This window comes from Amycolatopsis solani (assembly GCF_033441515.1).
Lineage (GTDB): Bacteria > Actinomycetota > Actinomycetes > Mycobacteriales > Pseudonocardiaceae > Amycolatopsis > Amycolatopsis solani.
In genome coordinates this window covers 2,043,892-2,069,222 of the sequence record NZ_JAWQJT010000001.1, presented here as the reverse complement: position 1 = coordinate 2,069,222, position 25,331 = coordinate 2,043,892, and the positions used below count along the sequence as shown (strand labels likewise).

At 71.3% G+C, this 25,331-nt stretch carries 24 protein-coding genes and 1 riboswitch; of the genes, 12 read left to right on the top strand and 12 right to left on the bottom strand.

Features of this window, described 5'->3' with window-relative positions:
* Window position 1: 1 nt before the first annotated feature.
* Window positions 2-202, bottom strand: a complete 201-nt coding sequence (gene thiS / locus SD460_RS10330; RefSeq protein WP_290056799.1) for a sulfur carrier protein ThiS — start codon at window positions 200-202, stop codon at window positions 2-4.
* On the bottom strand, window positions 202-1,275 hold the full coding sequence (thiO, locus tag SD460_RS10325; protein ID WP_290056798.1) for a glycine oxidase ThiO: 1,074 nt from the start codon (window positions 1,273-1,275) through the stop codon (window positions 202-204). Before thiO ends, thiS begins: the two co-directional genes overlap by 1 nt.
* A riboswitch (TPP riboswitch) is annotated at window positions 1,269-1,374 on the bottom strand. Its footprint overlaps the gene before it by 7 nt.
* A gap of 31 nt (window positions 1,375-1,405) precedes the next feature.
* Here thiO and thiE point away from each other — a divergent pair.
* The 3 genes from thiE (at window position 1,406) to SD460_RS10310 (ending at window position 5,099) form a co-directional block, all read left to right on the top strand.
* A complete protein-coding gene (thiE, locus tag SD460_RS10320; protein WP_318306106.1) occupies window positions 1,406-2,071 on the top strand; it encodes a thiamine phosphate synthase in 666 nt (221 codons plus the stop codon).
* A gap of 186 nt (window positions 2,072-2,257) precedes the next feature.
* On the top strand, window positions 2,258-3,457 hold the full coding sequence (locus SD460_RS10315) for an OmpA family protein (RefSeq protein ID WP_290056796.1): 1,200 nt from the start codon (window positions 2,258-2,260) through the stop codon (window positions 3,455-3,457).
* A gap of 10 nt (window positions 3,458-3,467) precedes the next feature.
* Window positions 3,468-5,099, top strand: a complete 1,632-nt coding sequence (locus SD460_RS10310) for a hypothetical protein (protein ID WP_290056795.1) — start codon at window positions 3,468-3,470, stop codon at window positions 5,097-5,099.
* Between the two features lie 14 nt (window positions 5,100-5,113).
* On the opposite strand, the gene SD460_RS10305 is transcribed toward SD460_RS10310, so the two are convergent.
* Complete coding sequence (locus SD460_RS10305; RefSeq protein ID WP_290056793.1) at window positions 5,114-5,845, bottom strand: hypothetical protein; 732 nt, start codon at window positions 5,843-5,845, stop codon at window positions 5,114-5,116.
* Between the two features lie 148 nt (window positions 5,846-5,993).
* Here SD460_RS10305 and SD460_RS10300 point away from each other — a divergent pair, with 148 nt between their 5' ends.
* The gene (locus SD460_RS10300) at window positions 5,994-6,944 is read left to right on the top strand and encodes a threonine ammonia-lyase (protein WP_290056792.1); all 951 of its coding nucleotides are present in this window, start codon (window positions 5,994-5,996) and stop codon (window positions 6,942-6,944) included.
* An 80-nt stretch (window positions 6,945-7,024) separates the two neighbouring features.
* Here the strand turns inward: SD460_RS10300 and SD460_RS10295 are convergent, their stop codons facing one another.
* The 3 genes from SD460_RS10295 to SD460_RS10285 all read right to left on the bottom strand — a co-directional run bounded on the left by SD460_RS10295 (window position 7,025) and on the right by SD460_RS10285 (window position 10,546).
* On the bottom strand, window positions 7,025-7,915 hold the full coding sequence (locus SD460_RS10295) for a transposase family protein (protein WP_318306105.1): 891 nt from the start codon (window positions 7,913-7,915) through the stop codon (window positions 7,025-7,027).
* Between the two features lie 216 nt (window positions 7,916-8,131).
* Complete coding sequence (locus tag SD460_RS10290; RefSeq protein ID WP_318306104.1) at window positions 8,132-9,658, bottom strand: MFS transporter; 1,527 nt, start codon at window positions 9,656-9,658, stop codon at window positions 8,132-8,134.
* Window positions 9,659-9,790: 132 nt separating this feature from the next.
* Entirely contained in the window at window positions 9,791-10,546 is a 756-nt protein-coding gene (locus SD460_RS10285; RefSeq protein WP_290062766.1) for a GntR family transcriptional regulator, read from the bottom strand.
* A 148-nt stretch (window positions 10,547-10,694) separates the two neighbouring features.
* On the opposite strand from SD460_RS10285, the gene SD460_RS10280 reads away from it, so the two are divergent.
* Both SD460_RS10280 and SD460_RS10275 read left to right on the top strand, forming a co-directional pair.
* Complete coding sequence (locus tag SD460_RS10280) at window positions 10,695-11,741, top strand: SIS domain-containing protein (protein ID WP_290062768.1); 1,047 nt, start codon at window positions 10,695-10,697, stop codon at window positions 11,739-11,741.
* On the top strand, window positions 11,738-12,703 hold the full coding sequence (locus SD460_RS10275) for an N-acetylglucosamine kinase (RefSeq protein ID WP_318306103.1): 966 nt from the start codon (window positions 11,738-11,740) through the stop codon (window positions 12,701-12,703). Before SD460_RS10280 ends, SD460_RS10275 begins: the two co-directional genes overlap by 4 nt.
* Before the next feature lie 101 nt (window positions 12,704-12,804).
* Here the strand turns inward: SD460_RS10275 and SD460_RS10270 are convergent, their stop codons facing one another.
* Window positions 12,805-13,464, bottom strand: a complete 660-nt coding sequence (locus tag SD460_RS10270) for a DUF3159 domain-containing protein (RefSeq protein WP_290054065.1) — start codon at window positions 13,462-13,464, stop codon at window positions 12,805-12,807.
* Window positions 13,465-13,731: 267 nt separating this feature from the next.
* Between SD460_RS10270 and SD460_RS10265 the strand changes: the two genes are divergently transcribed.
* The 6 genes from SD460_RS10265 (at window position 13,732) to SD460_RS10240 (ending at window position 18,534) form a co-directional block, all read left to right on the top strand.
* Window positions 13,732-14,568: an SGNH/GDSL hydrolase family protein gene (locus SD460_RS10265; RefSeq protein ID WP_290054067.1), complete on the top strand. Its 837-nt coding sequence runs from the start codon at window positions 13,732-13,734 to the stop codon at window positions 14,566-14,568.
* Between the two features lie 483 nt (window positions 14,569-15,051).
* Window positions 15,052-15,798: an OmpA family protein gene (locus SD460_RS10260; RefSeq protein ID WP_290054068.1), complete on the top strand. Its 747-nt coding sequence runs from the start codon at window positions 15,052-15,054 to the stop codon at window positions 15,796-15,798.
* A 13-nt stretch (window positions 15,799-15,811) separates the two neighbouring features.
* The gene (locus SD460_RS10255; protein ID WP_290054070.1) at window positions 15,812-16,207 is read left to right on the top strand and encodes a hypothetical protein; all 396 of its coding nucleotides are present in this window, start codon (window positions 15,812-15,814) and stop codon (window positions 16,205-16,207) included.
* Between the two features lie 56 nt (window positions 16,208-16,263).
* Entirely contained in the window at window positions 16,264-16,740 is a 477-nt protein-coding gene (locus SD460_RS10250; RefSeq protein ID WP_318306102.1) for a DUF6932 family protein, read from the top strand.
* On the top strand, window positions 16,737-17,618 hold the full coding sequence (locus SD460_RS10245) for a hypothetical protein (protein ID WP_318306101.1): 882 nt from the start codon (window positions 16,737-16,739) through the stop codon (window positions 17,616-17,618). The genes SD460_RS10250 and SD460_RS10245 overlap by 4 nt, the downstream gene beginning before the upstream one ends.
* 250 nt (window positions 17,619-17,868) lie before the next feature.
* On the top strand, window positions 17,869-18,534 hold the full coding sequence (locus SD460_RS10240; protein WP_290054074.1) for a DUF4190 domain-containing protein: 666 nt from the start codon (window positions 17,869-17,871) through the stop codon (window positions 18,532-18,534).
* A gap of 303 nt (window positions 18,535-18,837) precedes the next feature.
* On the opposite strand, the gene SD460_RS10235 is transcribed toward SD460_RS10240, so the two are convergent.
* The 5 genes from SD460_RS10235 to ectA all read right to left on the bottom strand — a co-directional run bounded on the left by SD460_RS10235 (window position 18,838) and on the right by ectA (window position 25,179).
* Window positions 18,838-21,606 (bottom strand): AfsR/SARP family transcriptional regulator, encoded by a 2,769-nt coding sequence (locus SD460_RS10235; RefSeq protein ID WP_318306100.1) that lies wholly within the window; start codon window positions 21,604-21,606, stop codon window positions 18,838-18,840.
* Window positions 21,607-22,064: 458 nt separating this feature from the next.
* Window positions 22,065-22,967: an ectoine hydroxylase gene (thpD, locus tag SD460_RS10230; protein ID WP_290054078.1), complete on the bottom strand. Its 903-nt coding sequence runs from the start codon at window positions 22,965-22,967 to the stop codon at window positions 22,065-22,067.
* A 28-nt stretch (window positions 22,968-22,995) separates the two neighbouring features.
* Entirely contained in the window at window positions 22,996-23,388 is a 393-nt protein-coding gene (locus SD460_RS10225; protein WP_086862814.1) for an ectoine synthase, read from the bottom strand.
* Window positions 23,389-23,400: 12 nt separating this feature from the next.
* Window positions 23,401-24,654 carry a diaminobutyrate--2-oxoglutarate transaminase gene (gene ectB, locus SD460_RS10220; RefSeq protein ID WP_318306099.1) on the bottom strand — a complete coding sequence of 418 codons (1,254 nt, stop codon included), beginning with the start codon at window positions 24,652-24,654 and terminating at the stop codon, window positions 23,401-23,403.
* A 15-nt stretch (window positions 24,655-24,669) separates the two neighbouring features.
* Window positions 24,670-25,179, bottom strand: a complete 510-nt coding sequence (gene ectA, locus SD460_RS10215) for a diaminobutyrate acetyltransferase (RefSeq protein ID WP_290054081.1) — start codon at window positions 25,177-25,179, stop codon at window positions 24,670-24,672.
* Between the last annotated feature and the right edge of the window lie 152 nt (window positions 25,180-25,331).

Sequence of the window (25,331 nt, the reverse complement as noted above, 5' to 3'; positions counted from 1 at the left end):
TTCAGCCTCCCTGGACCGCGGTGAGGACGTCGACGCCCGCGCCCTTCGGCACGGTGGTGGCCGCCCAGTCCGCGCGGCGCACGACGACGCCGTCGACCGCGACGGCGATCCCGGGCCGCGGCCCGCCGGACGCGTCGAGGACGTCGGCGACGGTGGCGCCGTCCGGGAACTCCGTCCACTCGCCGTTGAGCTTGATCTCCATCACACGTGCTCCTTCTGGTGCAGCCGAGCGGGCGAAGCCGCTTCGACGCCTTCGGGTGGCTCCTCGCCTTCGAGCCAGGCGACCACGGCGGCCGCGGTCACGGGGGCCATCAGCAGACCGTTGCGGTGGTGCCCGGTCGCGGCGAAGACGCCGTCGTCCAGGACACCGACGTAGGGCAGCACGTCCCGGCTCGCGGCCCGCAGCCCGGCGGCGGTCTCGGCCAGCTCGTACTCGGTGATCGCGGGGAAGACGCGTTCGGCGCCTTCGAGCAGCTCGCGCACGCCCCGCGCGGTGACGGCCCGGTCGAAGCCCGCCTCGTACTGCGTGGCACCGAGGACGAGCTCCTGGTCGCCGCGCGGGACGAGGTAGATCGGCCGGCCCTCGACGACGGCCCGCACGGTGTGCGCGGGCGGCGGCAGGCAGCCGCGCCGGGGCTTCAGCCGCAGGATCTCGCCCTTGAGCGGCCGGACGGCGCCGGCCAGCTGCGGGTGCAGCCGCCCGGTCCAGGCCCCCGCGGCGAGCACGACGGCTTCGGCGGCCGGCAGGGTTTCGACGCGCTCGCGCACGAACCGGACGTCGTGGTTGACGCAGGCCGCGTAGAGCGCGTTGAGCAGTTTCCGGTTGTCCACGGCCAGGTCGCCGGGCACGTGGAGTCCACTTCGGACGGACCCGACGCCGGGTTCGAGCCGCTTGGTCTCCCGGCTGGTCAGGCGTTCGGCGGCACGGCCGATCGAGTGCAGGTAGCCGGCGAGGATGTCGAGGTGCCCGGCGTCGGCGCTGTCGAACGCGACGACGAGCGTCCCGTGCCCGGCCAGCCCGGGGTCGACGCCCTCCTGCTCGAGGTCGCGCGCGAAGCCCGGCCAGCGTTTCAGCGACGCTTCACCGAGCGCGAGCACGTCTTCTTCGCCGGGCCAGGCCTCGGTGACCGGGGCGAGCATGCCCCCGGCCAGCCAGGACGCGCCACCGCGCGCGGGCTCGGGATCGTGGACGGTGACGTCGTGGCCCGCCTTGGCGGCACGCCACGCCGCGGACAGGCCGATCACGCCGCCGCCCACCACTGCCAGGTTCGTCATGGGATCACGCTCCCTGCGCCGGCATGACCCGGATCAGGTTCCACGGTCGGAGCGGCAGCTCCCTCTCAGCCCGTGCCCCGGGCTCCCGTGCGGACCTCCCCACCCTAGCTCGCGCGGTACGGTCGCCGCTATGCCCGCCCTCTCCGGTGACAAGATCCGCGCCCGGCTCGACGCCGCGCGCCTGTACCTGTGCACGGACGCCCGCACTGCCCGCGGCGACCTGGCCGCCTTCGCCGACGCGGCGCTGGCCGGCGGCGTCGACGTGATCCAGTTGCGCGACAAGACGGGCGGCTCTCCGTTGGAGGCCGCGGCCGAGATCGCGGCGCTGGAGGTGCTGGCCGAGGCGTGCGCCCGCCACGGAGCGCTGCTGTCGGTGAACGACCGGGCGGACGTGGCGCTCGCGGTCGGCGCGGACGTCCTCCACCTGGGCCAGGACGACATCCCGGTCCCGCTGGCCCGCCGCATCCTCGGCGACGACGTCGTGATCGGCCGCTCGACCCACTCCCTCGACCAGGCGCTGTCGGCCGCGTCGGAGCCCGGGGTGGACTACTTCTGCACGGGCCCGTGCTGGCCGACCCCGACCAAGCCGGGCCGCCACGCACCAGGCCTGGACCTGGTGCGTGCGGTGGCCGGCTGGGCCCCGGAACGCCCGTGGTTCGCGATCGGCGGCATCGACGACGCCCGCCTGCCTTCGGTGCTGGACGCGGGCGCGTCCCGCATCGTCGTGGTCCGCGCGATCACCGAGGCGGAGGACCCCACCGCGGCGGCCCGCGAACTGCGGGCCCGCCTGCCCTGACGCGCCGGCTTCGAATCCTCTGTGGAGCTTGTTACCCCCGAAACGGAATCTTCACCCGAATCGTCTGGGAACTACCCGATCGGGCCAATTGCTCACCGCGAGGAGTAACAGCGTTCCACTGAACAGCGACCTTCGTGCGGAACCCCGCGACCTGAACCCGGGGTTTCGCATGGAGGATTCACGCAAATGTACCGCAACATCGAAGAAAGCGGGCCACCACCCCGGCGGCCGATTACGAAAAGCACGCGCATCATGCTCGGCGCGTTGGGAGTGGCGCTCGCTTTCATCACTCTTCTGGTCGTTCTCAGCCAGTGCAGACCGTCGACTTCGAGCACGGACATCGTGTGGATCGCAGAAAAGACGACCCACTCTCCGGGAGCAATTCCACGGGCGCTGCGCAGCCGCGTCCGGGCAGCGGGCGCGGAAGCCGGCGTGCGGTTCAGCACCTACGCCGTCGGTGAGCAGGCGATTCCCGTTGCGGACGCCGAAGCGCTCGATCTCGACCGGGGCAACGGGAAGGTCGGCGACGCCGGTCAGCAGGCGGCCAACGTCGACCGGATTCTCAAGGACGTAAACGGGCGCATCGAAAAGGCCGCCGTCAGCAGAACCGGCTTTTCCCTCTACGCCGCCTTGAGAGCCGCCGCGAACGAGGTCGAGCGCGCCGGGCACGTGGAGGCGTGGCTGAGCACCACGGTCCTGACGGGCTCGACCGATCCGCTCACGATCGCCGCGCTGAGCGCGGGTGCCGAACCGGCGCAGGCCGTGGACGAGTTGATGAAGACCCCGCTCAAGGAGCTCGATCTCCACGACGTCGACCTCCACGTCGTGCTCCTCACGCCGGTCGGCGACGAACAACGCCCACTCGACCTCAGAGCCGAGTCGTGGCGCACCAAGTTCATCACCGAACTCGCCGACCGGCTCGGCGCCCACGTTGACGGCCTGTTCCACGACAGCGGAACGGCACCGCCATGGCGGGACAGCTCCCGGGTGCCGGTGATCGCGGCGGCCGCGCCGCCACCGCAGGCCGTCACCCCCGGACCGCCCCGGATCGACAATGCGGCCTTCGAGCCCGACAGCGCGGAATTGATCGACCGGTCCGCCGCCACGGCCGCGGCCACCGAAGTCGCCCGGCAATACCGCGCCAAGAACGGCCGGAGCAGGATCACCGTCACCGGCTATTGCGCGAAGTACGGGAACGCCGACGGAGCCCGAGTCAAATCGGCCGAGCGAGCGGAAGCGATCGCCGCACTGCTGCGTGAGCAGGGTGTCCCGGACGGCGACATCGATACGGCCGGCTCCGGCTTCGACCGGCTCGCACCCGGAAGCAACGACCTCCGATCGCCGGCGCAACGCGTCGTCGTCATCGAGCTGACCGAACGTCCCTGAACGGAGAACAGTGACCGAAACCCCTGATCTCGAACTGGAGCCGTACCCCGGCCTGCCGAAAGGCACCTTCCGCGAAAAAGACCTCCCCCGCCCGGCGGTCATCGCGCTGGGGATAGCCGATGAAGGCGTGTGGTCGGCGGCCGTCGAGACCTATCTCAGCGTCATCGATCCGGACACCGGCAAGCCCGACCACGACCGCCCGCTGGCCGACGCGGCCGCCAGCGCCGTCCACAACGCCGCGGCCACCTGTCAGGCGGTGGCGCTCGACTATTCGGCTCGCTCCGACGACCGCGCGGCGGCGCAAGAGGTCGAGGCGGCGAAGCACGTCGCAGAAGCAGTCGACGTCATCGAGTACGCCGGCGGGATCATGCACGAAACCGTCACCGGGCCGGACGGCGAGAAGCTCAACGGCTGGCGGATCCAGGCCATCCACCAGCGGGACGAGGCGCTGGCTCGCCAGCGGAGCTCCGAAGGCGACGCACGGCACACCCAGCACGGCTGGGAAAAGAGCTGGCGCCTGATCGCCGCGGCGCTGCTGGGCGCGATGGACGCGCTCCTGCTTTGGAAGCCGCTGCTCAACCTGTCGTTCGAAGGCAGCGCCGACAACACCTTCCGCTGGGCGATCGGCGCCGGCATGGTGGCCCTCCAGGTGCTGGCCATCGAATGGGCGGCACGCACGTTCGTGAACGCCGAACGCCAGAGCGTGGACCGCCGCAGTGCCGCGGGCGATCACAACCGGCCCCTCACGAGCAGGCGCCTCCTCGGCGATGAGGCCGCGCCCAGCACCGACGACATCGCCGAGGCCGACCAGCAGTACTCGCAGGCTTACAACATCTTGGTCGGGGTGGCCGCCCTCGTGGCCCTGATCGGTGGCGTCCGGGTCGCGTGGCTGGGCCGCCAGGCCGATTTGCCCTTCTACGAGGCCACCCTCTTCGGCATCGCGATCGGGCTGATCCTGGGGTGCGTCGTGGTCCAGATGGCGCGCCTGTACTGCCGGGGAAACCTCCTCGGTGACCGGTTGCGGATCGAAGGTGAAGCGATCGACGCGATCGAAGCGCGGTTCAAGCGGGCGCGGGACCGGATCTCAGGTGAACGCGAGGCCGCGCACAACGCGCTGGCGGCGGCGGAAGTCCTGACCAACCACGCCGCCACGCTGCGCGACCTGACCCTGGCCGACTACCGGCGCGCGGTCGAACTGGCGTGGACGTGGTTCGGGCTGCCGCCGGGCGACCTCGACCACGAAGAGTTCACCCGACGCGCACAGTCGGTGGTCAAGGAACCGACCGCGAAGCACGACGCCCTGCTGACCCGGCTCGACATCGTGAACAAGTGGCTCGCCGAGCGCGGATCGCCGTTCACGCAAACCGCGGCCCACCAGCACCAGCTCACCGGCGAACCCGTCGGCGAGCAGCGCGAACCGGTCACGCCGGTCCGCCGGCCGGCGGGCAACCAGGTCGTCATCATCGGGCGCGCGCTCGTCGAGATCCCCGAACGCCCCAAGCCACCACACCGGTTGATGCTGGCCGGTGTGGTGGTGACGGCGATCGCAACGATCACCACTGCGTGGCTCGCGCCCGCAGCACAAGCGCCCTCGACGGAGACGGCACAGCTCATGGTCGAGCGGCCGCCCTCCCCCGCCTGAAGGGCGCGAGGAGTTCACGGGGTCGGGGTGGTCGCCGCGCCCTTGCTGGTGGGTGGGGTCGTCGTCGCCGGGGCCGAGGTCGACGGCTGCTGCGTCGACGTGCTCGGCGTGGTCGTCGGGGTCTCCGACGACGTCGTCGGGGACGTCGACGTGTCCGACGGGGTCGTGGTCGTCTCCGTCGGGGACACCTGGGTGTCGTCCGTGCTGGTGGTGGGCGTCGTCGACGGCGTCGGGTCGGTGTGCCCGCCTCCGCCGCCGAAGATCTTGCCGATGCTCGTGCCCGTGCCGCCGCCGATCTGGGTGCCCGTCGCCGATTCGAAGCCGACGATCACCACGATCGCCACCGCGAACGCCGCCAGGCTGGTGCCGATGATCAACGGCCACCGCAGTTTCCGCAGCCGCGACGGCCCGTCTTCCGCGGGTTTCGGCAGCTGCACCGTGGGCTGTTCGGCGATCGGGATCTCCCCCGGTTCGGCGGGTCCCCGCCGCCGGATCCCCGACGTCGCCAGCACGCGGGCCTTGAGCGCCGCTTCGCGGGTGCGCTGCAGCGAACGCAGGTACAGCTCGCCGCCGACCGTCGAAACCACGCTCGCCACGCCCGCGCCGACCACCGTGCCCGCCACGCCGAGCGTCGAGCCCAGCAGTGCCGCGGTCACCGCCGCGAGCGCCGCCGCCGCCACCTGCGCGATCCGCAGGCCCGACTTTTCCTCCGTCTTCTCCGAAGCCGCTGTCGTCTCCTTGCTCATGATCCCGATCCGCGTAGTCCGTCTTCTCCCCTTGTCCAACGGTTAGGGCGCGCGAGGAACTCCCCGCGTTGCCGCGGCGTGAGGAGCACCACTCTGTCTGTCCACATTAGACACTCCAAGCCGAACGGTTTCTTGACATACTCGGCACATGGAACTGGTGACGATCTCCGACATCGAGGCCGCCGCGAAGCGCGTCGAAGGTGTCGCCGTGCGCACGCCCTTGCTGGCGCAGACGTGGGGTCCCCGCGGGACCCTGTGGCTCAAACCTGAAAGCCTGCAACCGATCGGCGCGTTCAAGGTGCGCGGCGCGTTCAACGCGATCGCCTCACTCGACGACGCCGCGCGCGAACGCGGTGTCATCGCGTACTCGAGCGGCAACCACGCGCAGGCAGTCGCGTACGCGGCGCAGCGCTACGGCGTGCCCGCGGTGATCGTCGTGCCGGACGTCGCGCCGCGGATCAAGGTCGAGGCCACCCGCGCGTACGGCGCCGAGGTGATCGAGGTGCCGATCGGCGAGCACGAGGCGAAAGCGCGTGAACTGGCCGCCGAACGCGGGCTGACCCTCGTCCCGCCCTTCGACGACGCGGCCGTCATCGCCGGGCAGGGCACCGCGGGCCTGGAGATCGCCGAAGACCTGCCGGCGGTCGACGTCGTGCTGGTCCCGATCAGCGGCGGCGGGCTGGCGGCCGGCGTCGGCACCGCGATCAGGGCCCGCTGCCCGCACGCGCGGGTGATCGGCGTCGAGCCGGCGCTGGCCGCCGACGCCGCCGAGAGCCTGCAACGCGGCGAGCTGATCCGCTGGCCGCAGGCCGACCGCGCCCGCACGATCGCCGACGGCCTGCGCGCGCAGCCGTCCGAGCTGACGTTCGCGCACCTGCGGGAGGTCGTCGACGCGATGGTCACGGTCACCGAGGACGAGATCCGCGAGGCCGTGCGCGTCCTGGCCCGCCAGGCCCGCCTGGTCGCCGAGCCCAGCGGCGCGGCGACGACGGCGGCGTACCTCTTCCACGCCGAAGAGCTGCCGGCCGGGAAGACGGTCGTCCTCGTCTCCGGCGGCAACGCGGACCCGGCGATGTTCGCGGAGATCCTCGCGGGCTGACCCCGGCCCCAAGCGCCCCAATGGGGTTGTTTCATCCTGGTTTGTGCTGGTCACGATGGGTTGACCGGGTCTGGTAAAGCTCACGCGGGATCAGGCAGGGCACCGTCGCGGACGCTCTGCTCGTGCTGGGTCAGCACGAGCAGAGCCCGCAGCAACGTCGTGGCATGACGGGGTGCCAGGCGGAGTTTGTCCAGGACCCGCCAGGCTTTGAGGGCGGCGAAGCCGCCCTCCACCGCGCACCGCATTGCCGCGAACACCGCATTCGCCTGCTTCTGCGCCTTGCTCAACGGCCGCTTCGCTTCAGCCTTATACGGAGTCAGCACCACCTGCCCACACGCCCCCTCGCAGACACCACAGTGCTTGGTGGTGCGGACGTCTTTGTGCCAGCCCTGAATGCCCTTGTCCCCGGCCGGGGTCAGGTCGTGGGCATGCAGGTGTTCCCGGATCCGCAGCCGGCGAGCAGCGGTGATATCGGCGGTCTTGCCCGGCACCGCCGCCGATACCCACAACAACCGGCCGTCCTCGTCGGTCAGGGCCAGTACGACCAGGCCGTGCTGTTTGTGTTTGCCGCTGTAGTTGACCCGGTTCGCTCGGCCGGTGCGGCGACGGGTCCGGATCAAGGTGCCGTCCACCAACACCACCGCCGCGCCCTGGGCGGCCAGGCGGCGCAGGACACGGTTCAGGCGTGCCGCGCGGGCGGCGAGCAAGGCGATGACCTCCAGCACCCACCGCCGGACCGTGGATGCCGACACGCCCATACCGGCCCCGAGATGAGCCAGGCGCGGGTCGTGGCGCAGCACCGCCAGCACGACCAGGGCCTGCTCGGCCGGGGTGGCTTTGCGCCAGCGGGACCGCAACCGGCACCGGTGGGAACGGATCAGCCCGGCGACCATCTGCAGGGTCGAGGATGAGAGCGGGAGGGTGACCTGGTAAGAAATGGGTTCGAAGCCCTCGGCGGGTTGTTGACTCACATCTCGATCGTGCCGAGGGCTTCACCTATGTCCGGGGTCACCACGCCGGTCCCGGCGTCACTTCCTCCCGGCACAACCTGATTGGCTCGCTCTCACCGCCCCGACCAGCCACAACCACGATGAAACAACCCCAATGTGGCGTTGGTTGCGTCAGACGCACCGAACGCCACATTGGGTGCGCTGGACGCACCGAACGCCACATTGGGGCGCTCCGGGTCAGGAGCCGGCGACCGGGGTCCCGCCGCCGCGGACGTGGGTCGGCGGGCCCTCGACGCCGCAGTGGTAGCACTCGCCCAGGTGGGGGCACTCGTCGTCGGCCGGCTTGGCCGTCGAAGGGGGTTCGAGGACGCCGTTGTGGATGCCCAGCGCGATCAGCCCGCCCGCGATGGCCAGCGCGGCGCAGATGACCAGCGCCATCCGCCAGCCCGCGGTCAGCGCCACCGGGTCCGCGTACGCCTCGCCGGTCAGCCCCGCCGCGGCGGGCAGCACCGCCACCGCCAGGAGCCCGCCCGAGCGGGCGATCGCGTTGTTGACGCCGGACGCGACGCCGGCGAAGCGGTCCGGGGCCGCGGCGAGCACCGTCGCGGTCACCGGGGCCACGACCGTCGCCAGGCCGAGCCCGAACACCGCGACCGCGGGCAGCACCGCGCCGAAGTAGGACGCGCCGGGCGCGATGCGCAGCATCAGCAGCATCCCCGCGCCGACGACGATCGGGCCGACGACGAGCTGCGTGCGCGGGCCGATGCGCTGCGCGAGCGCGCCGGAACGCCCCGAAAGCAGCAGCATGATGACCGTCAGCGGCAGCCCCGCCAGCCCGGCCGCGGTCGGCGAGTACCCGAGCGACACCTGCAGCTGCATGACCAGCAGCATCATCACCCCGCCGAGCGCGGCGTAGACGACGAACGTCAGCGCGTTCGAGAGCGTGAACGTCCGGTCGCGGAACAGCGACGGCGGCACGAGCGGCTCGGCCGAGCGGTGCTGGACGAGGACGAACGCGGCCAGCCCGGCGATCCCGAGCAGGCCCGCGACCAGCACGATCGGGTCGCCGATGCCGCGCCCCGGCGCCTCCACCAGCGCGCCGGTGACGCCGGCGAGGCCGACGGCGCCGAGCGCGGCCGCCCCGAAGTCGGGGTGTCCCGTGGCCTCCGGGTCGCGGGATTCGGGGACGAACTTCCGCGCCATGAGAACCACAGCGACGGCGATCGGCACGTTGATCAGGAACGCCAGCCGCCACGACCAGACCTGCACGAGGAACCCGCCGAGCAGCGGCCCGGCGGCCGCCGCGATGCCGCCGAGCCCGGACCAGGCGCCGATCGCGCGGGCGCGGGCGTCGTGCGCGAAGGACGCCTGGAGGATCGCCAGCGACCCCGGCGTCAGCAGCGCGCCGCCGATGCCCTGCAGGATCCGGGTCGCGACGAGCATCTCGGTGGACTGCGCCGCGGCGCACAGCCCGGAGGCGACGCCGAACCAGACGACGCCGACGAGGTACGTGCGGCGCCTGCCGTAGCGGTCGCCGAGCGATCCGGCGACGAGGATCAGCGCGGCGAGCGCCAGCAGGTACCCGTCGAGGATCCACTGGAGACCGGCGACGGAGGCGTTGAGCTCGGTTCCGATGCGGGGCAGGGCGACGTTGACGATGGTGCCGTCGAGCATCGCCATGCCCGACCCGAGGATGGTGGTGGCGAGGACGCCGCGCGCGGCGTGCGTCCCCCACCGGATCCCGGTGTCTTCGGTGGCAGTCACCCTGAGAACCTTATTCAGCCGTCGGTCGGCGCAACAGTCACCGCAGGCAGCCGAGCTGCGGCCCGTCGCGCCGACCTAACCAGAATAAGGTTCTCACTCCACCCTGACCGGGGACCGCCGTCAACCGCGCGCTTACGGCAGCAGCGTCGTGACGAACTTGTAGCGGTCGCCGCGGTACACGGAGCGGGCGAATTCGACCGGCTTGCCGTCCGTGGCGAACGAGTGCCGGGTCAGCATCAGCACCGGCATGCCGACGTCGGCGCCGAGCATTTCCGCTTCCTGCGGTCCGGCGAGCGACGTCTCGATCGTCTCTTCGGCGCGCTCGAGTTCGACCCCGTAGTGCTCGCGTAGAACGGCGTACAACGAGCCGCCCTGCGAGACGTGCTTGCGCAGCCCGCGGAAACGGCCGAGCGGGAGGTGCGTCGTCTCCAGCGCCATCGGCTGGGAGTCCGCGAGTCGAAGACGTCGAAGGCGAAGAATTTTCGCACCCGTCCGGATTCCGAGCAGCTTCGCGAGGTCACCCTCGACCGGCAGTTCCTCGACTTCCAAAAGCTTCGACGACGGCTTCAGGCCCTGCTTGCGCATGTCCTCGGTGTACGACGACAACTGCAGCCGCTGCGCGAGCTTCGGCTCGGCCGCGAAGGTGCCTTTTCCCTGCACCCGGTGCAGGCGCCCCTCGGCGGTCAGGTCCGCCAGCGCCTGCCGCACGGTGGTGCGGGAGACGGTGAACTCCCCCGCGAGCGCGCGTTCGGTCGGGATCGGCGACCCCGGCGGGAGGACGTCCAAAAGATCGAGGAGGTGCTGTTTCAACGCCCAATACTTGGGCTCGCGCTGCCCGCGCATCCCGGCGACGGCGCCCGCCTCGCCCGTGGTGGTGGTCTCCAACATGCCCGACTCCCTATGCCTTCCCTCATCACACGCCACGTCCCCGTATGAAACGTACCCTTTTCCACCGACGGCCCGCCCCACTAACATTGGTCTAGACCTGACCGACGCCGCCTGAGTCCGGTACATAATGCCGGAGGTGGAGAGGAAAATGATGACCCAACAACGGCCCGGCGAGCACATGGCCGCGGAGATCGCCCAGCAGCCGGACGTCTTGGCGGGACTGGTGCAGCGTCAGGCGGAAATCGCCGAAGTGGCGGAAAAGATCTCACAACGGCCCCCGCGCTTCGCTTTGCTCGCGGCGCGTGGATCGAGCGACCACGCAGCGTTGTACGCGAAGTACCTGATCGAGGTACTCCTCGGCCTTCCGGCCGGTCTGGTTTCCCCGTCCACGGCGACGCTGTACGGCGCACGACCCGATCTGCGGGACGTGCTGTTCGTCACCGTCAGCCAGAGCGGTGGCTCGCCTGACCTGATCGAGGTCACCGAAACGGCGCGGCGCCAGGGCGCGCTGACCGTTTCCGTGACCAACACCCCGGACTCGCCGCTGCGGGCGGCGTCCGAGCTCGGCATCGACATCGGCGCGGGCGTCGAACAGGCCGTTGCGGCGACCAAGACGTACTCCGCGACGCTGATGGCGCTCTACCTGCTCGTCGACGCGGTGCGCGGCGGCAAGGCGGCCGACGCCGAGAAGATCGGCGAGCTGGCGCAGCAGACCCTCGACGGCTCCACCGAGGGCGTCCAGCGGGCGGTCGACCGGTACCGGTTCGTGAACCGGGTGCTCACCGCCGCCCGCGGCTACTCCTACGCGACCGCGCTGGAGGCGTCGCTCAAGCTCGCCGAGACGAGCTACCTCGCGGCGCGCGCGTACAGCGGCGCGGACCTGCTGCACGGTCCGGTGGCGGCGGTCGACGACCAGACGGCGGTGCTGGCGTTGACCAGCGCCGGGCACGGCGCGGAAGCCATGCGCGACGTCATCGACGCCGTCGGCAAGCGCGGCGCGGACGTCGTCGCGGTCGGTTCGGCGTCCGCGGACACCCCCGCGGCGCTGCGGATCGACGTCCCGCAGACCGTCGAGGAGCTGGCGCCGATCCTGGAGATCCTGCCCGTCCAGCAGATCGCGCTGGGCCTGTCGCTGGCCCGCGGCGGCGACCCGGACAACCCGCGCGGCCTGCTCAAGGTGACCAAGACCCGGTGACCTCCGCGATCGGCGTCGACGCCGGCGGCACGTCGACCAGGGCCGCACTGGTCGACGCCGCCGGCGTCGTGCTCGGCACCGGGCGCGGCGAAGGCGCCAACCCCAACGCGCACGCGCCTGAGGTCGCCGCGGGCCGGATCACCGGCGCGATCACCGCGGCACTCGGCGACCGCGACCCCGCCGGCGTGCGGGCGTGCGTCGTCGGCATGGCCGGGGTCAGCAAGCTGAGCGATCCGGCGGTGGCGGCGGTGTTCGAAGCCGCGTGGGCGCGGATCGGGCTCGCCGGCGTGGTCCGGACCGTGGCTGACGCCGAAGTGGCGTACGCGTCCGCGACGGCCGCGCCGGACGGGACCGTGCTCGTCGCCGGCACCGGCTCGATCGCGGGCCGGATCCGCAAGCGGCGGCTGGCCGGGACCGCGGGCGGCTACGGCTGGCTGCTCGGCGACGAGGGGTCGGCGTTCTGGCTCGGCCGCGAAGCCGTCCGTTCCACTTTGGAGGCTCTCGGCCGCGGCCTGCCCTTGGCGGGACTGCCGTCGGCGGTGCTCGCCGCCGCGCTCGGACCGTCCGGAGTGGACGTCCGGACCGACGCCGGGCGGCTCGCCGCGTCGCGCGCGCTCATCACGGCCGCCAACGCCGAGGCGCCGGTGCGGCTCGCCCGCTTCGCCCCGCTGGTGAGCGCGGCGCACGCCGGCGGCGAGCCCGCGGCCCGGGAGATCGTCGGCCGCGCGGCCGAGCTGCTCGTCGCGAACGCCCTCGCGGCGCGCGAGCCCGGCGAGTCGACGCCGGTCGTGCTCGTCGGCTCGGTGCTCACCGGGGACAGCCCGGTCGGCGCGCTCGTCCGCCGTGGATTGTCCGGCCTCGAGGTGCTGACCAGCTGCGATGGCGTGCTCGGTGCGGCCTGGCTGGCCGCTGTGGACGCCTTCGGCGAGGGGGCGCCGAGGCCCGTGGCGCGCGGAGATTGAGCAAAACGCGGCGCGAAACCGCGAAAACGTCGACTGAACCCGGGTAGTCCGGGTAACGTAGGCAGTGGCCCCCGGACCCTCCCCCCTCGCCGGGGGCCGCCTTATGCCCCGGGTACGTCGTCCGAGCTGGTCTCCGGCGCCAGGCGCAGGCCGGGGTGCTCCGGCGGCAACGCGCGGTAGAGCACCCAGCCGCTCACCGCGACGGTCAGCGCGACCAGCGGCCACGACAGCACCGTGCGGGCCACGCCGAGCGCGATGACCTGGCCGGCCCACCACAGCAGGCCGTAGACGACCACGCGCAGCACGTACTGCAGCACCCACACCCAGCTGGCCCGCGAGTAGGCCTTCAGCAGCACGGCGTCCCGCCGCCAGCGCGCCTTCTGCCCGAGCAGCAGCCCGACGACGACGCCGAGCAGCGGCCAGCGCACGACGATGCTGGCCGCCCACAGCAGCGCGCTGGCCACATTGGACATCAGCTGGAGCAGGAAGAAGTCCTGCGCGCGGCCGGTGTGCAGCGCGATCAGCGCGGCCGCGACGACGGCGGCCAGGCTGACCACGAGCGCGCGGACCTTGCCGCCCCGGGCGACCCGGTAGGCCCCGAGTGCGACGGCGACCGCGATGGCGACCCCGGCACCCCAGGCGACGGACTGCCCGGCCACGAGCCAGCCGACGACGAAGCCGGCGGGCGGGACACTGGCGTCGAGCGCGCCCCGGCGGCCGCCGAGGATCTGCGCGAGCGACTCACGGGGTTCTCCGGACACGTGTCCAGCCTGCCGGAAAGCGCCCGGGACGCCCCAAGCAGGGAGATCTTCGCCACATCGGGTGCCGGGTTTGCCTTCGAGTGTGCCGTTTCACGGCATGCCGAAGGTGAAGACTGCGTAATAAAGGAGCGGAGAAGGCCGACAAGATAAGACACTGTTACTCCGGGCTGAACGGCCGGGGTGGCGCGGGGGTAGGACCCCGATGGTTAGTTGTGGTGTACAACTACATGTCGGGGAGTCGGTCGCAGGATGGGGAAGGGGACCCACGTGTACGGAATCGACAGCTATGTAGCCATAGGAGACAGCTTCACCGAGGGCCTCAACGACGCCTTGCCGGACGGCTCGTTCCGGGGCTGGGCCGACCGGCTCGCGGAGACCCTCGCGGCGGGCAGGCCCGACTTCCGGTACGCGAACCTGTCGCTGCGGGGCAAGATGCTCGACGAGATCATGGACGAGCAGCTCCCGATCGCCCTGGAACTGAAGCCCGACCTGGTCACCCTCTGCGCGGGCGGCAACGACATCATCGTGCCGGGCGCGGACGTGGACGCGGTGGCGGAGCGCCTGGAGGAGGGCGTCGCCAAGCTGCGCGAGGCGGGCATCCCGGTGCTGATGTTCAACGGCCCGGACACGAAGGTCCTCTCGGTGATGTCGGTCCTGCGCGGCAAGGTGGCGATCTACAACACCCACCTGTGGGCCATCGCCGAGCGCCACGGCGCCCGCATGGTCGACCTCTGGGCGATGACCCCGCTCCACGACCGCCGCGCCTGGAGCGACGACCGCCTCCACTTCTCCCCCGACGCCCACCGCCGCATCGCCCTGAAGTCGGCGGAGGTCCTGGGCATCCCCGTCGAGGGCGACTGGCGCGAGCCGTGGCCCTCGGAGGCACCCCCGAGCCGCTGGATCGACTCGCGGCGCTCGGACCTGACGTGGACGAAGGTGCACCTGCTGCCGTGGATCCGCCGTCAGCTGCGGGGCGAGTCGATGGGGGACGGGCTTTCGCCGAAGCGGCCACAGCTGGCGCCGCTGGCTCCTTTGACGCCGTTGGCGCCCGTGGCGCCGCTGGACGTGCTCGAGGTGCCGGACAAGGCTCAGCAGGCCAGCTGAGGGTTCTCCGGCCCGGCCTCCGGGCGCGCGAGGCGGCTCCGGCAGAGTCGCCGGCCCCGGCTCGCTTCACCGCCGACAGGCGGGGTGGGCAGCTCGCGCGAGGTCGCGAATGAGTCATTGGCGGCTTTGGAGGTCCCGAATGAGTCATTCGCGACCTCGCCTTCGGCAAGCCGCCGCTCGGTGCGCGGGAGGCGGTGCCCGGGGATCGGTGGCCCGAGCGTCGTGAACGGGTCGTTCAGGACGTCGCGGGCCGGCTCGAGCGGCCCCGGGCAAGCCCGCCGATGCAACGATCCGCCGCGTCGACTCCGACTTTGCCGGAGCCCTGACCTTTCCGGCGGCGCGCTCTCCGCCACCACCGACGGAAAGTGCTCACTCGATCACGAACCCCCGAGTTGTCCACATGTCGACTTGCCTGGGGACAACTTGTGGACGGACCTCCCCAGCCGACTCGCCAACCCGCTCCACCCGGCTTACAGTCCCCTTATGTCCGGTCGGCGTCGCTGGATCCTCTTGGTCCCGATCGCGGTGCTGGTCACGGCGCTGCTCGCGGGGGTCGTGGCCTGGGCGCAGGGCGGGAGCATCCAGCGTGACCTCACCTCCCGGACGCAAGCCGCGCTCGCCGCCGCCGGGTTGCCCGCCGGGAACGTCAGCTTCGACGGCCGGGACGCCACCCTCAACGGGTTCCCGCCTGGCCAGGCCCTCCGCGCGCTCGAGGTCGTCCAGCGAGTCGACGGCGTCCGGGCCGCCAAGTTCGAAGGCGACGTCGTCCCCGTGGCCCCCAGCACGACCGAAGCACCGCCGAGCAGCAGCACCAGCGCGCCGGCCGGCAGCAGCCCACCGCCGCCCACCACGACCACCACCGCGCCGCCGCCGACCGACAAGGCCGGGGTGCAGGCCGAGATCGATCGGATGCTCGCCGAGGCGCCCGTGACCTTCGTGCCGGACACCGCCCGGCTCACGCCCGAAGGGGAACAGGCCGCCCGCGGCATCGCCGTCGCGCTCGCGAAGTCACCGGCGACCTTCCGGTACCGCGTCACCGGCCACGTCGGCCGCGGGCCCGGCGGCGAGAGCGCCGCGCTGAAGCTGTCGCGGGACCGCGCGCGGGCCGTCGCGCGGATCCTCACCACCAACGGCCTCACGACCAAGCGCGTGACCTACCGGGGTCTCGGCGACACCCGGCCGGCCAGCGGCGGCGAAGAGGACCGGCGGGTCGAGATCACGGTCATCTGAAGGGGTGGTGCCGATGTTGTGGCTGTTCGGGCAGATCTGGCTGTGGCTGATCGTCGCCTTCGCCCTCGGCGCGCTCACCTCGTGGCTCGTCCTGCGGACCCCGCAGCGCGCCGAAACCCCCAACGCCGTCGAAGCCGCTTACGAGCCCGAACCCGAGCCGCGGTACGACGAACCGCTCGCCGCCGAGCAGACGCAGTTCATCCCCGCCGCGTGGGCGCAGGGCCCGCCCAAGGAGCCCGGCGAAGCCGACGACGAGCCCGAGCCCGCCGGGCACCGCGAGGGGCACCTGCCGCTGCCGCCGCAGCGCGGGGCCGAGGCCGAGGACTGGCCGACCGAGGAGGAACCGGCCTGGCCCGAGAGCGAAGAGGCCGCCCCGCGGTGGCCGCAGCAGCCTGGGCGCGGTGGCTGACACCCATCCTGGTAAATTCGGCTACGCACTGTGAGCGAGGCTGAGGAGGGAGTGGCGTGGCACTCCCCCATTGGACCGCGCAGCAGGTCCTGCCGCCGGGCCGCCACGCGGGCGATCTCGCCGACGTCTACGAGCGGCTGGTCTTCGACGCGCCGCACCAGAACGAGCGCGAAATCCTCTTCAGCGCGCTCAACAGCTACCTCGGCGTGGCCCGCCGGATCATGCCGTCCGGCCGCGCGTGGATCGGCGGCGAGCTCATCACGCGCACCGCGCACCCGCCGCGCGGCCTCGACGTCGTCCTCATCCCGGACGAGTGGGGCGCGCTGAAGCGGCTCGACGACGCCGGCCGCTCGGCGCTGTACGGCCTGCTCACGCTGCGCGGCGTGATCGTCGGGCAGCCCGCGATGTACCTCGATCAGGTGCAGCCGGTCGGCGGCATGCTGGACGGCTTCCTGTGCCGCCCCGGCGACGAGGACACCTGGGCCGAGGTCTGGGCCGAAGGCGGCAGGGGCTACCCGGAGATGATCTGGTGAGGAACGAGTTCCGGCGCATCGCCGACGAGATCCCCGGCGGCACGTGGCTCGACGACCTCGCGCGCGCCTCGGCGATGGCGGCCAACGCCAAGTTCGAGCGGACGTCGCGCTCCCCGCTGCTGCACGTGTCGGTCATCGGCGAGCAGACCATCGACGCGTACACCTTCTCCGACATCAGCCGCGCGCTGCAGGACGCCACGGCCAAGATCGGGCACATCATCCGGAACCCGTCCGGCGAGGTCACCCAGGTCCAGCAGGCCGACCGCGACAAGGCGCCGCTGATCCAGCGCGGCCAGGCGGGCAACGCGATCTTCTTCGGCTTCCCCGAGCCGGTGGCCGAGGACGCGCTGATCATCGACGGCATCGAGACGCTTTCCGAGCGCGCCGTCAAGGAACTGTGCGACTTCCTGCCGGCCAACGGCTCGGACGACGGCGCGCTCGACGCCGTGCTGCTGCAGCGCGACACCGTCCGCAACGCGGTGAGCGACATCGTCAACGCCGTCGCGAAGAACGCCGGCATCGGGATGGCGCTGACCCCCACCGCGGGCGAGCAGGTCACCCGCAGCATGACCACCGAGCAGGCCCGGATCCTCCAGGGCAGCCTCCGCGAGTCCCGCGAAGCCGTCGGCTACGAGACGGTGCGCGGGCGGCTCGACGGCGTCCGCACCCGGCGGCGCATCTTCTACCTCGACCGCGAGTCCGGCGGGACCATCCAGGGCGCGGTGGCGCCGGACCTGCTCGACGAGATCAAGGAGAACCTCGACCGCCCGGTGACCGCCCGGTTGCGCGTCGTGCGCACGACGACGATCGACGGCCGACGCGGGCGTCCGGTGTTCGAACTCCTCGAAATCACGCCCGAAGTGAGCCTTTTCGACTGAAAAGTCCAGCTCGCGACTTTCGTCTTGAACACCGGTACCGACGGTCGTCGTAGGCCGAAGGACCACGAAAACAGTGGGAACCCCGATATTCTTCCCATTGATCACCCGGTCACGCCATGCGCGCGATGTCAGGAAATACCGGTACTCGTCGCAAAATGGTGGGACAATGACTTTTTCCAGAATGTAACAATTTCGTTCGTGGGCACTCTTATGGGTTAACGTCGTCGCACTCCCACCCGAAGGGGCCCGCATGATGACCGACCCGCAGTACCCGCCGACCACCGCGCGCCACGGCAGACCCGCGCCGCCGGTGACGGCCACGGAGCGTCGTCAAGCGAACGCGAAGCCAGGGCGCAACATCCTGGCGATCGTCGGGCTGCTGCTCGGCCTGGCGGCACTGGGTGTCGCCTTCGTCCCGGAAATCGGATTCGTCACCTGGCCGCTGGCCGGGCTCGGGCTGATCCTCGCGATCGCCGGATTGGTCCAGGTCAAGAAGGGCACCACGGGCGACCGCGGGGTGGCGATCACGGCCACCGTCGTCTCGGTCGCGGCTCTGCTGTCGACGGCGGGACTGCTGCTGTACTCGACGTTCCTCGGCGGCGGCGAGTCCGGGCTGCACCTGCCCGCCGTCGCGAGCGACAAGCACACCGTGGTCTTCGAGGTCACCTCGGCGGGCGGCGCGACCGTGCGCTATGGCAGCCTCAGCGACCAGCGCACCGAAAACGCGCCGGCCAGCACCGACGCGTGGCAGGGCCAGGCTTCTTACAACAATGGTTCGTACCTGTTGACGCTCACCGCGGACACCCGCAATTCGAACGTCAACAACGAAATCAAGTGCGCCATTCTGGTCGATGGCAAGAAGGTCGCGGAAAACAGCGGGACGACCATCGCGCTGTGCACCGCGAACGTGAGCTGATCCCGCCTGGCGACCGGCCGGCCTACACCCCCACCTCGGCCGGCCGGATCGCCACGAGCCGCTCCTGGCGGCTCCCGGCCCCGTCGCGGTTTCCCGCGCGGGGCCCGGCGCCGGCGTCTCAGCGCCCCTCCCCTAGGGCTCTGCCGGCACCGCCGAACCTACGCGGACGCCGCCCGCGCCCACTAAGAATCCACTAAGGATTCACGGCGCGAGACCGGCCGTGACCCATTCGCAACCGAATCATCGCCATGAATGCACCGGGCCGACACCGAGTTGTCGCAGTTCGAAAGCGCGGGCGAATCCTCACTGCAGTTCGGCGAGTTCGGCACGGACTTCACCGACGAGCTTCGGGTGCACCCGCTCGTAAATGCGCACCGACAACGCGAGTTGTTCGCGCGCGCCGTCGATGTCGCCGCGGGCGCGCAGCACCCGGCCCAGCGTCAGCCGCAGCGCACCCTCCCGCGCGACGAACTCGCGGCTGATCGCGAGGTCGATCGCCTCCCAGACGTGCCGCTCGGCCGCCTCGAGGTCGCCGGCCCGCAGGCTGAGGTCGGCCAGCTTGTCGAGTGAGACGACGACCCGGTCGTCGTCGCCGAGTTCGCGGTCGATGCACAGGCCGGCGAGCTGGTGCGCGATGGCTTCGGCGAGCAGGCCCGCCCGCTTCTCCGCCTGCGCGCAGCTGCTGAGCGCCTGCCCGCGCAGCGTGACGTCGTCGGCCTCCGCGACGGCCTTGCCCAGCCGTTCGATGGCCCGCTCGTGCTCGCCGAGCCGGCTGAGCGCGCGGCCGAGGGTCAGGTCGGCCGAGGTCGTCAACCGCTCGTCGGCGAGCCCGGCGGCCAGTTCCGCGGCGCGCTCGGCGTCCGCGAGGCCGAACCCCGGCAGCTCGAAGACCAGCGCGATCTCGCACCGCGCGAGCCGCAGCCAGCACTGGCCGGCGACGTCGCCGGCGGCTTCGGCGGCCGCGACGCCGAGGTCGGCCATCCGCGTCCACTCGTCCAGCAGCGGGCAGGCGACGCGGTAGCTGTGCCCGAGCCGGGCCAGCCGCCAGACGTCGTCGTGGCGGCCCGCGGCGAACGCGGCGTCGAGCACGGCGAGGAGGTTCGGCCACTCGGCCGCGAACCAGTCGTGCGCCTCGGTGAAACCGGTCAGCGGGGGCATCGCGTCCTCGCCGAGCACCCCGGCGAAGTCGAGCGGGTCCGCGACCGGGCCCAGCCGGCGCCGCGCCCGGTCGGCGACGGCCTGGTAGTACCGGACCGTCCAGCCGAGCGCTTCGTCGCGCTCCTTCTCACCCAGCTCCTGCTCCGCGAGCTCCCGCAGGTAGAGCCAGACGAGGTCGTGCGGGACGAAGACGTCCCGCGCGGTTTCGGCGATGAGGTTGTGCGCGGCCAGCGCGCGCAGCCGCCGTCGCGCCTCGGCGACCGGGATCTGCGCGACCGCGGCCATCACGTGCGGCCCGACCAGCACCCCGGGCACCGCGCCGAGCTGCAGGAACGTCTCGGCGATCTCGCCGGGCAGGCCGCGGAAGGAGACGTCGAACGCCGCGCGCACGCCGTCTTCGGCGCCCTCGACCTGCAGGCCCGCCAGCCGGGTGCGCTCGTTGCCGAGCTCGTCGATCAGCTCCTCGGCGGTGCGCAGCGCACTCGCCGACAGGCGCGCGCCCGCGATCCGAAGGGCGAGCGGGAGGTAGCCGCAGAGCCGCGCGAGGGCGTGGTTGAGGTCGGCCGGACCGGCGAGCTCCTCGATCAGCCGGACGGCGTCGTCGGGTGCGAGGGTGCCGAGCACGCGCTGCTTGGCGGCGTTCGACACGGTCAGCCCGTCGAGGCGCGAGCGGCTGGTCACGACGGTCATCGTCCGCGCGCTCGGCGGCAGCAGCGGGCGCACCTGCTCGGCGGTGCGGGCGTCGTCGAGCAGCACCAGCATCCGCCGCCCGGCGATCAGCGACCGGTACAGCGCGACGCGCTCGTGCAGCAGCTCGGGGACCTTCGCGGTTTCGACGCCGAGGCCGAGCAGGAACTGGGTGAGCAGCTCGGCCGGCTCCAGCGGCGGGTGGTGCGGGTCGAAGCCGCGCAGCGACGCGAACAGGACGCCGTCCGGGAACTTCCGGGCCGCCCGGTGCGCCCACCACACGACGAGGGTGCTCTTGCCGACGCCGGCGGTCCCGGTGACCACGGCGATCGTGCTCTCCCCGGCCTCGGCGCGGGTGACGAGCCCATCGAGCCAGGCCAGCTCGTCCCCGCGCCCAGCCAGACTGGGCACGGCGGCCGGCAACTGCGAGATCGGCTTCGCGGCGGCGTCGCTTTCACGTGAAAGCGACGCCCCCAGGTGGGCGCTTTCACGTGAAAGCGGCGGTAGGTCGTCGTTGAGGACGCGCTCGTGCAGCCAGCGCAGCTCGGCGCCGGGCTCGACACCCAGGTTGCCGAGGGTGGCGCGCGAGACGGTCCGATACAGCTCGAGCGCGTCCCCGCGGCGCCCGGCGTGGTACAGCGCCCGCATCAGCTGCCCCGCCGTCCGCTCGGCCAGCGGATCGGCCCGCACGATGGGACTGAGCTCGACGATCAGCTCGGCGTGCCGCCCGAGTTCGAGATCGGCGTCGACGCGGGCCCCGTGCACGGCGAGGCGGAGGTCTTCGAGCTCGGGCGCCCGCAGCGAGTCGGGCACGCCCCCGAGCGCGGGCCCCTGCCACAGCGCGAGCGCCTCGGCGAGCAGCGCGGACGCGACCTCGGGCGTGGCGATCGAAGCCCGGTCCAGCAGGGCGTGCGCGCGGTGGACGTCGATCCGGTCGGGGTCGACGTCGAGCCGGTACCCCGGCGGGGTGGTGAGGATGCTGGGGCCGTCGAGCTCCCGCAGGATCCGCCGCAGGTGCGAGACGTTGCCGTGGATGATCGTCCGGACGGTCGCGGGCGGGTCGTGCCCCCAGAGCGCGTCGATGATGTCGTCGAGCGCGACGACCTTGCCCGGTTTGAGGGCGAGCATCGCGAGCAGACCGCGCACGCCGGGACCGCCGATCGGGACGGGGTCGTCGCCGTGGACGAGCTGAACGGGCCCGAGCAGCCGGAACCGGATCGAGGCCATGCTCGCGCCCACCTCCCCGGGGTCCACGGTCTCCCGGCGTCGCCCTCGCCGGGAAAATCAACCTACCGTGATCGCCAGCTGACGAATACCACCCGCCCGGGGACGGCGGAGGGCCGATACCAGGAGGTTTGGTCGCTCTGCGGATTCCGCAGCGCCGGTGTTCCGGCCCTGCGACATCCATGCACGGCTGGTGATGAGCCAGGAACCCCGGACGTGGAACGACCCCGTACCACCGGTCCCGATCCGGTGGTACGGGGTCGTGCTGAAACTCCCGGCCGGGCCGCCAGGGGGCGCGGTCCGCCCGTCGTCTTCGCCGGCGATCGGGCGGGTGAGCTCACCCCGAGCGAAGCACCCGCCGTCGATCGTCCGCGAAGACGTCTGTTGCGCGGGCCACACGCCCGCGCGGTGGCGACACGGTAACAAAGCGCACCGGGTCGGTCACCGGCGGGCCTGCCGCCTCAGCGCGAGATCGGTGCCGGGTTGCGGCCGGCGATGAACGCCGGCCTCGGCGTGCTCGCCGCGAACGGCTCCTGCAACTCGTTCTCCACGCTGTTGAACACCAGGAAGATGTTCGAGCGCGGGTACGGCGTGATGTTGTTCCCGGAGCCGTGCATGATGTTCGAGTCGAACCACAGGGCCGAGCCCGCCTGGCCGGTGAATTGGTCGATGCCGTGCTCGGCCGCCATCCGGGTGATGTCGTTCTCGTTCGGCACGCCGACCCGCTGGTCCTTGAGCGAGGCCTTGTAGTTCTCGTCCGGCGTCTCGCCGGCGCACTGGACGAACGTCCGGTGCGAGCCCGGCATGATCATCAGGCCGCCGTTGAACGGGTAGTTGTCCGTCAGCGCGATGGAGCAGCTGACCGCGCGCGGGGCCGGCATGCCGTCCTCCGCGTGCCAGGTTTCGAAGTCCGAGTGCCAGTAGAACCCGGTGCCCTTGAACCCCGGCATGTAGTTGACGCGGCTCTGGTGGATGTACACGTCGGAGCCGAGCAGCTGCCGGGCCCGGTCCAGCACGCGCGGGTCGCGCACCAGTTCGGCGATCAGGTCCGAAATCTCGTGGACGTCGAAGATCGACCGGACCTCACCGGTCCTGGCCTCGGTGATCACGCGCTCGTCCTGGGCGAGCTCCTTGTCGGAGGACAGCCGCACGAGCTCCTGCCAGTACGCCTGCACCTCCCCGACAGAGAGCATGTCTTCGACCACGGTGTACCCGTTGGTCTCGTGGTTCGCCAGCGTGGCGGCGTCGATCGGACCGTCGGCTTCGGTACCCCACACCGTGGGGTGCACGCGCGGCAGGTGGGCCGGCGTACCGGTGATCCGGGTCGGGTAACCGTCGTCGACCCGGGTGTCCAGCAGCGTCACGGACTTCGCCTCCTGTTCCTTCGGTGTTTTACGCGTCCTCGGTGATCAGCGGGTACACGCCGTTTTCGTCGTGGACCTCGCGGCCGGTCACCGGGGGGTTGAACACGCACACGCACTTGATCTCGGTCCGCGGCCGGACCTGGTGCTTGTCGTGGTCGTTGAGCAGGTACAGCGTCCCCGGCTTGAGCTCGTACACCTTGCCGGTGGCGAGGTCCTCGATCTCGCCCTCGCCGGAGGTGATGAACACCGCCTCGATGTGGTTGGCGTACCAGAAGTCGTTGACCGTTCCCGCGTACAGCGTGGTCTCGTGCACCGAGAAGCCGACGCCCTCCTTGGCGAGGATGATCCGCTTGCTGCGCCAGTTCGGGGTCTTGATGTCGGCGTCGGTGTCGGTGACCTCGTCGAGTGTGCGGACGAGCACGGGCGTACTCCCTTACTTCTTCAGGACGGCCTTGATGGACTCGTCGATGGTGGACAGACCCTGCGTCAGTTCGTCGTCGGTCAGGGTCAGCGGGGGCAGCAGTTTCATGACTTCGCCGTCGGGGCCGGAGGTTTCCATCAGCAGGCCGCGCGCGAACGCCTCCGCGCAGACGCGGCCGGCCAGGTCACCGTTCTCGAATTCCAGGCCGCGCGCGAGGCCGCGGCCCTTGGCGACCAGGTTCGCGTCCGGGTAGGCCTCGACGATGCCGGAGAACGCGGCGGCGATGCGCTCGCCCTTCGCCTTGGTCGACTTCTCGAGCTCGTCGTCGCTCCAGTAGGCGTTGATCGCCTCGGTCGCGGTGACGAACGCGGGGCTGATGCCGCGGAAGGTGCCGTTGTGCTCACCCGGCTCCCAGACGTCGAGCTCCGGCTTGATCAGCGTCAGCGCCATCGGGATGCCGTAGCCGCCGATGGACTTCGACAGGCAGACGATGTCCGGCGAGATCCCGGCGTCCTCGAAGCTGAAGAACGGGCCGGTGCGGCCGCAGCCCATCTGGACGTCGTCGAGGATCAGCAGGATGTTGTGGCGCTTGCAGAGGTCGTCGAGACCCTTCAGCCACTCGAGGCGCGCGGCGTTGATGCCGCCCTCGCCCTGCACGCCCTCGACGATCACCGCGGCCGGCTCGTTGAGCCCGCTGCCGGAGTCTTCGAGGAGCTTCTCGAAGTACATGAAGTCCGGCATGGCGCCGTCGAAGTACCGGTCGTACGGCATCGGCGTGGCGTGCACCAGCGGGATGCCCGCGGCGCCGCGCTTCATCGAGTTGCCGGTGACCGACAGCGCGCCGAGCGTCATGCCGTGGAAGGCGTTGGTGAAGTTGATGACCGATTCCTTGCCGGTCACCTTGCGCGCCAGCTTCAGCGCCGCCTCGACGGCGTTCGCCCCACCCGGGCCCGGGAACACGACCTTGTAGTTCATGTTCCGCGGGTCGAGGATCTTGTCGCGGAAGGTCTGCAGGAAGTCCCGCTTGGCCACGGTGTACATGTCGAGCGCGTGCGTGACGCCGTCGCGCTGGATGTAGTCGATCAGTGCCTGCTTCAGCCGCGGGTTGTTGTGCCCGTAGTTGAGCGCGCCGGCGCCGGCGAAGAAGTCCAGGTACGGCTTGCCGCTCTCGTCGTGCAGCCAGCTGCCCTGCGCGCGGTCGAACACGACCGGCCAGCCGCGGCTGTAGCTGCGTACTTCGGATTCGAGCTCTTCGAAGATGCTCATGACGTTTCTTTTCTCCTACTCGCCCGGATCTTTGCGTGGCGTGAGCGGACCGATGCGGTAAAGCTCTTCGGCCAGGTGCCCGGCTTCGGGGAAATCCTCCCCGGCGAACAGCACACTGGTTTCCACCGCGGCGTTCCACCGCTTCGCGAACGACGCGAAGAGCCGGATGGACGCCTCGTTGTCCGGGGTGATGGTGGTCTCGAGGTAACGCACGCCGTCCGCGACGAGTCTCGTGTAGAGCGCGTCGAGCAGGGCCCCGGCCAGGCCCTTTCCGCGCTGGGACGCGTCGACCGCGACCTGCCAGACGAGCGCGGCCTCGGGCTCGTCCGGCCTGCGGTAGGCGATGACGAATCCGACCGCCTCGCCGTCTTCACGCGCGACCACCGAGGACTCGGCGAAATCGCGGCACCACAGCATGTATGCGTACGGCGAGTTGAGATCGAGCTTGGCGGAATCGCGCGCGATTCGCCACAGCTTCGCGCCGTCCGCCTTGGTCGGGGATTCGATCAAGTGCGTTACGGACATACTCAGGAAACGTAACAGAGAATTTTCGCCTCGCCAGCGACGCAGGTCACGACCCCCGTGATGACCTGCGGCGACGCCGAGTACCCGGTGAGGAGTCCCACAAACATGTTTGAAGTGGACAGTGGCGGGGCACACGCGCGCCTGGGTCGCTC

What these genes read in the sequence shown, in the direction of transcription:
- thiS (WP_290056799.1), bottom strand. Translation starts at nt 202, where the DNA reads ATGGAGATCAAGCTCAACGGCGAGTGGACGGAGTTCCCGGACGGCGCC.
- thiO (WP_290056798.1), bottom strand. Translation starts at nt 1,275, where the DNA reads ATGACGAACCTGGCAGTGGTGGGCGGCGGCGTGATCGGCCTGTCCGCG.
- thiE (WP_318306106.1), top strand. Translation starts at nt 1,406, where the DNA reads ATGCCCGCCCTCTCCGGTGACAAGATCCGCGCCCGGCTCGACGCCGCG.
- SD460_RS10315 (WP_290056796.1), top strand. Translation starts at nt 2,258, where the DNA reads ATGTACCGCAACATCGAAGAAAGCGGGCCACCACCCCGGCGGCCGATT.
- SD460_RS10305 (WP_290056793.1), bottom strand. Translation starts at nt 5,845, where the DNA reads ATGAGCAAGGAGACGACAGCGGCTTCGGAGAAGACGGAGGAAAAGTCG.
- SD460_RS10300 (WP_290056792.1), top strand. Translation starts at nt 5,994, where the DNA reads ATGGAACTGGTGACGATCTCCGACATCGAGGCCGCCGCGAAGCGCGTC.
- SD460_RS10285 (WP_290062766.1), bottom strand. Translation starts at nt 10,546, where the DNA reads ATGTTGGAGACCACCACCACGGGCGAGGCGGGCGCCGTCGCCGGGATG.
- SD460_RS10280 (WP_290062768.1), top strand. Translation starts at nt 10,695, where the DNA reads ATGATGACCCAACAACGGCCCGGCGAGCACATGGCCGCGGAGATCGCC.
- SD460_RS10260 (WP_290054068.1), top strand. Translation starts at nt 15,052, where the DNA reads ATGTCCGGTCGGCGTCGCTGGATCCTCTTGGTCCCGATCGCGGTGCTG.
- SD460_RS10255 (WP_290054070.1), top strand. Translation starts at nt 15,812, where the DNA reads ATGTTGTGGCTGTTCGGGCAGATCTGGCTGTGGCTGATCGTCGCCTTC.
- SD460_RS10240 (WP_290054074.1), top strand. Translation starts at nt 17,869, where the DNA reads ATGATGACCGACCCGCAGTACCCGCCGACCACCGCGCGCCACGGCAGA.
- SD460_RS10235 (WP_318306100.1), bottom strand. Translation starts at nt 21,606, where the DNA reads ATGGCCTCGATCCGGTTCCGGCTGCTCGGGCCCGTTCAGCTCGTCCAC.
- ectB (WP_318306099.1), bottom strand. Translation starts at nt 24,654, where the DNA reads ATGAGCATCTTCGAAGAGCTCGAATCCGAAGTACGCAGCTACAGCCGC.
- ectA (WP_290054081.1), bottom strand. Translation starts at nt 25,179, where the DNA reads ATGTCCGTAACGCACTTGATCGAATCCCCGACCAAGGCGGACGGCGCG.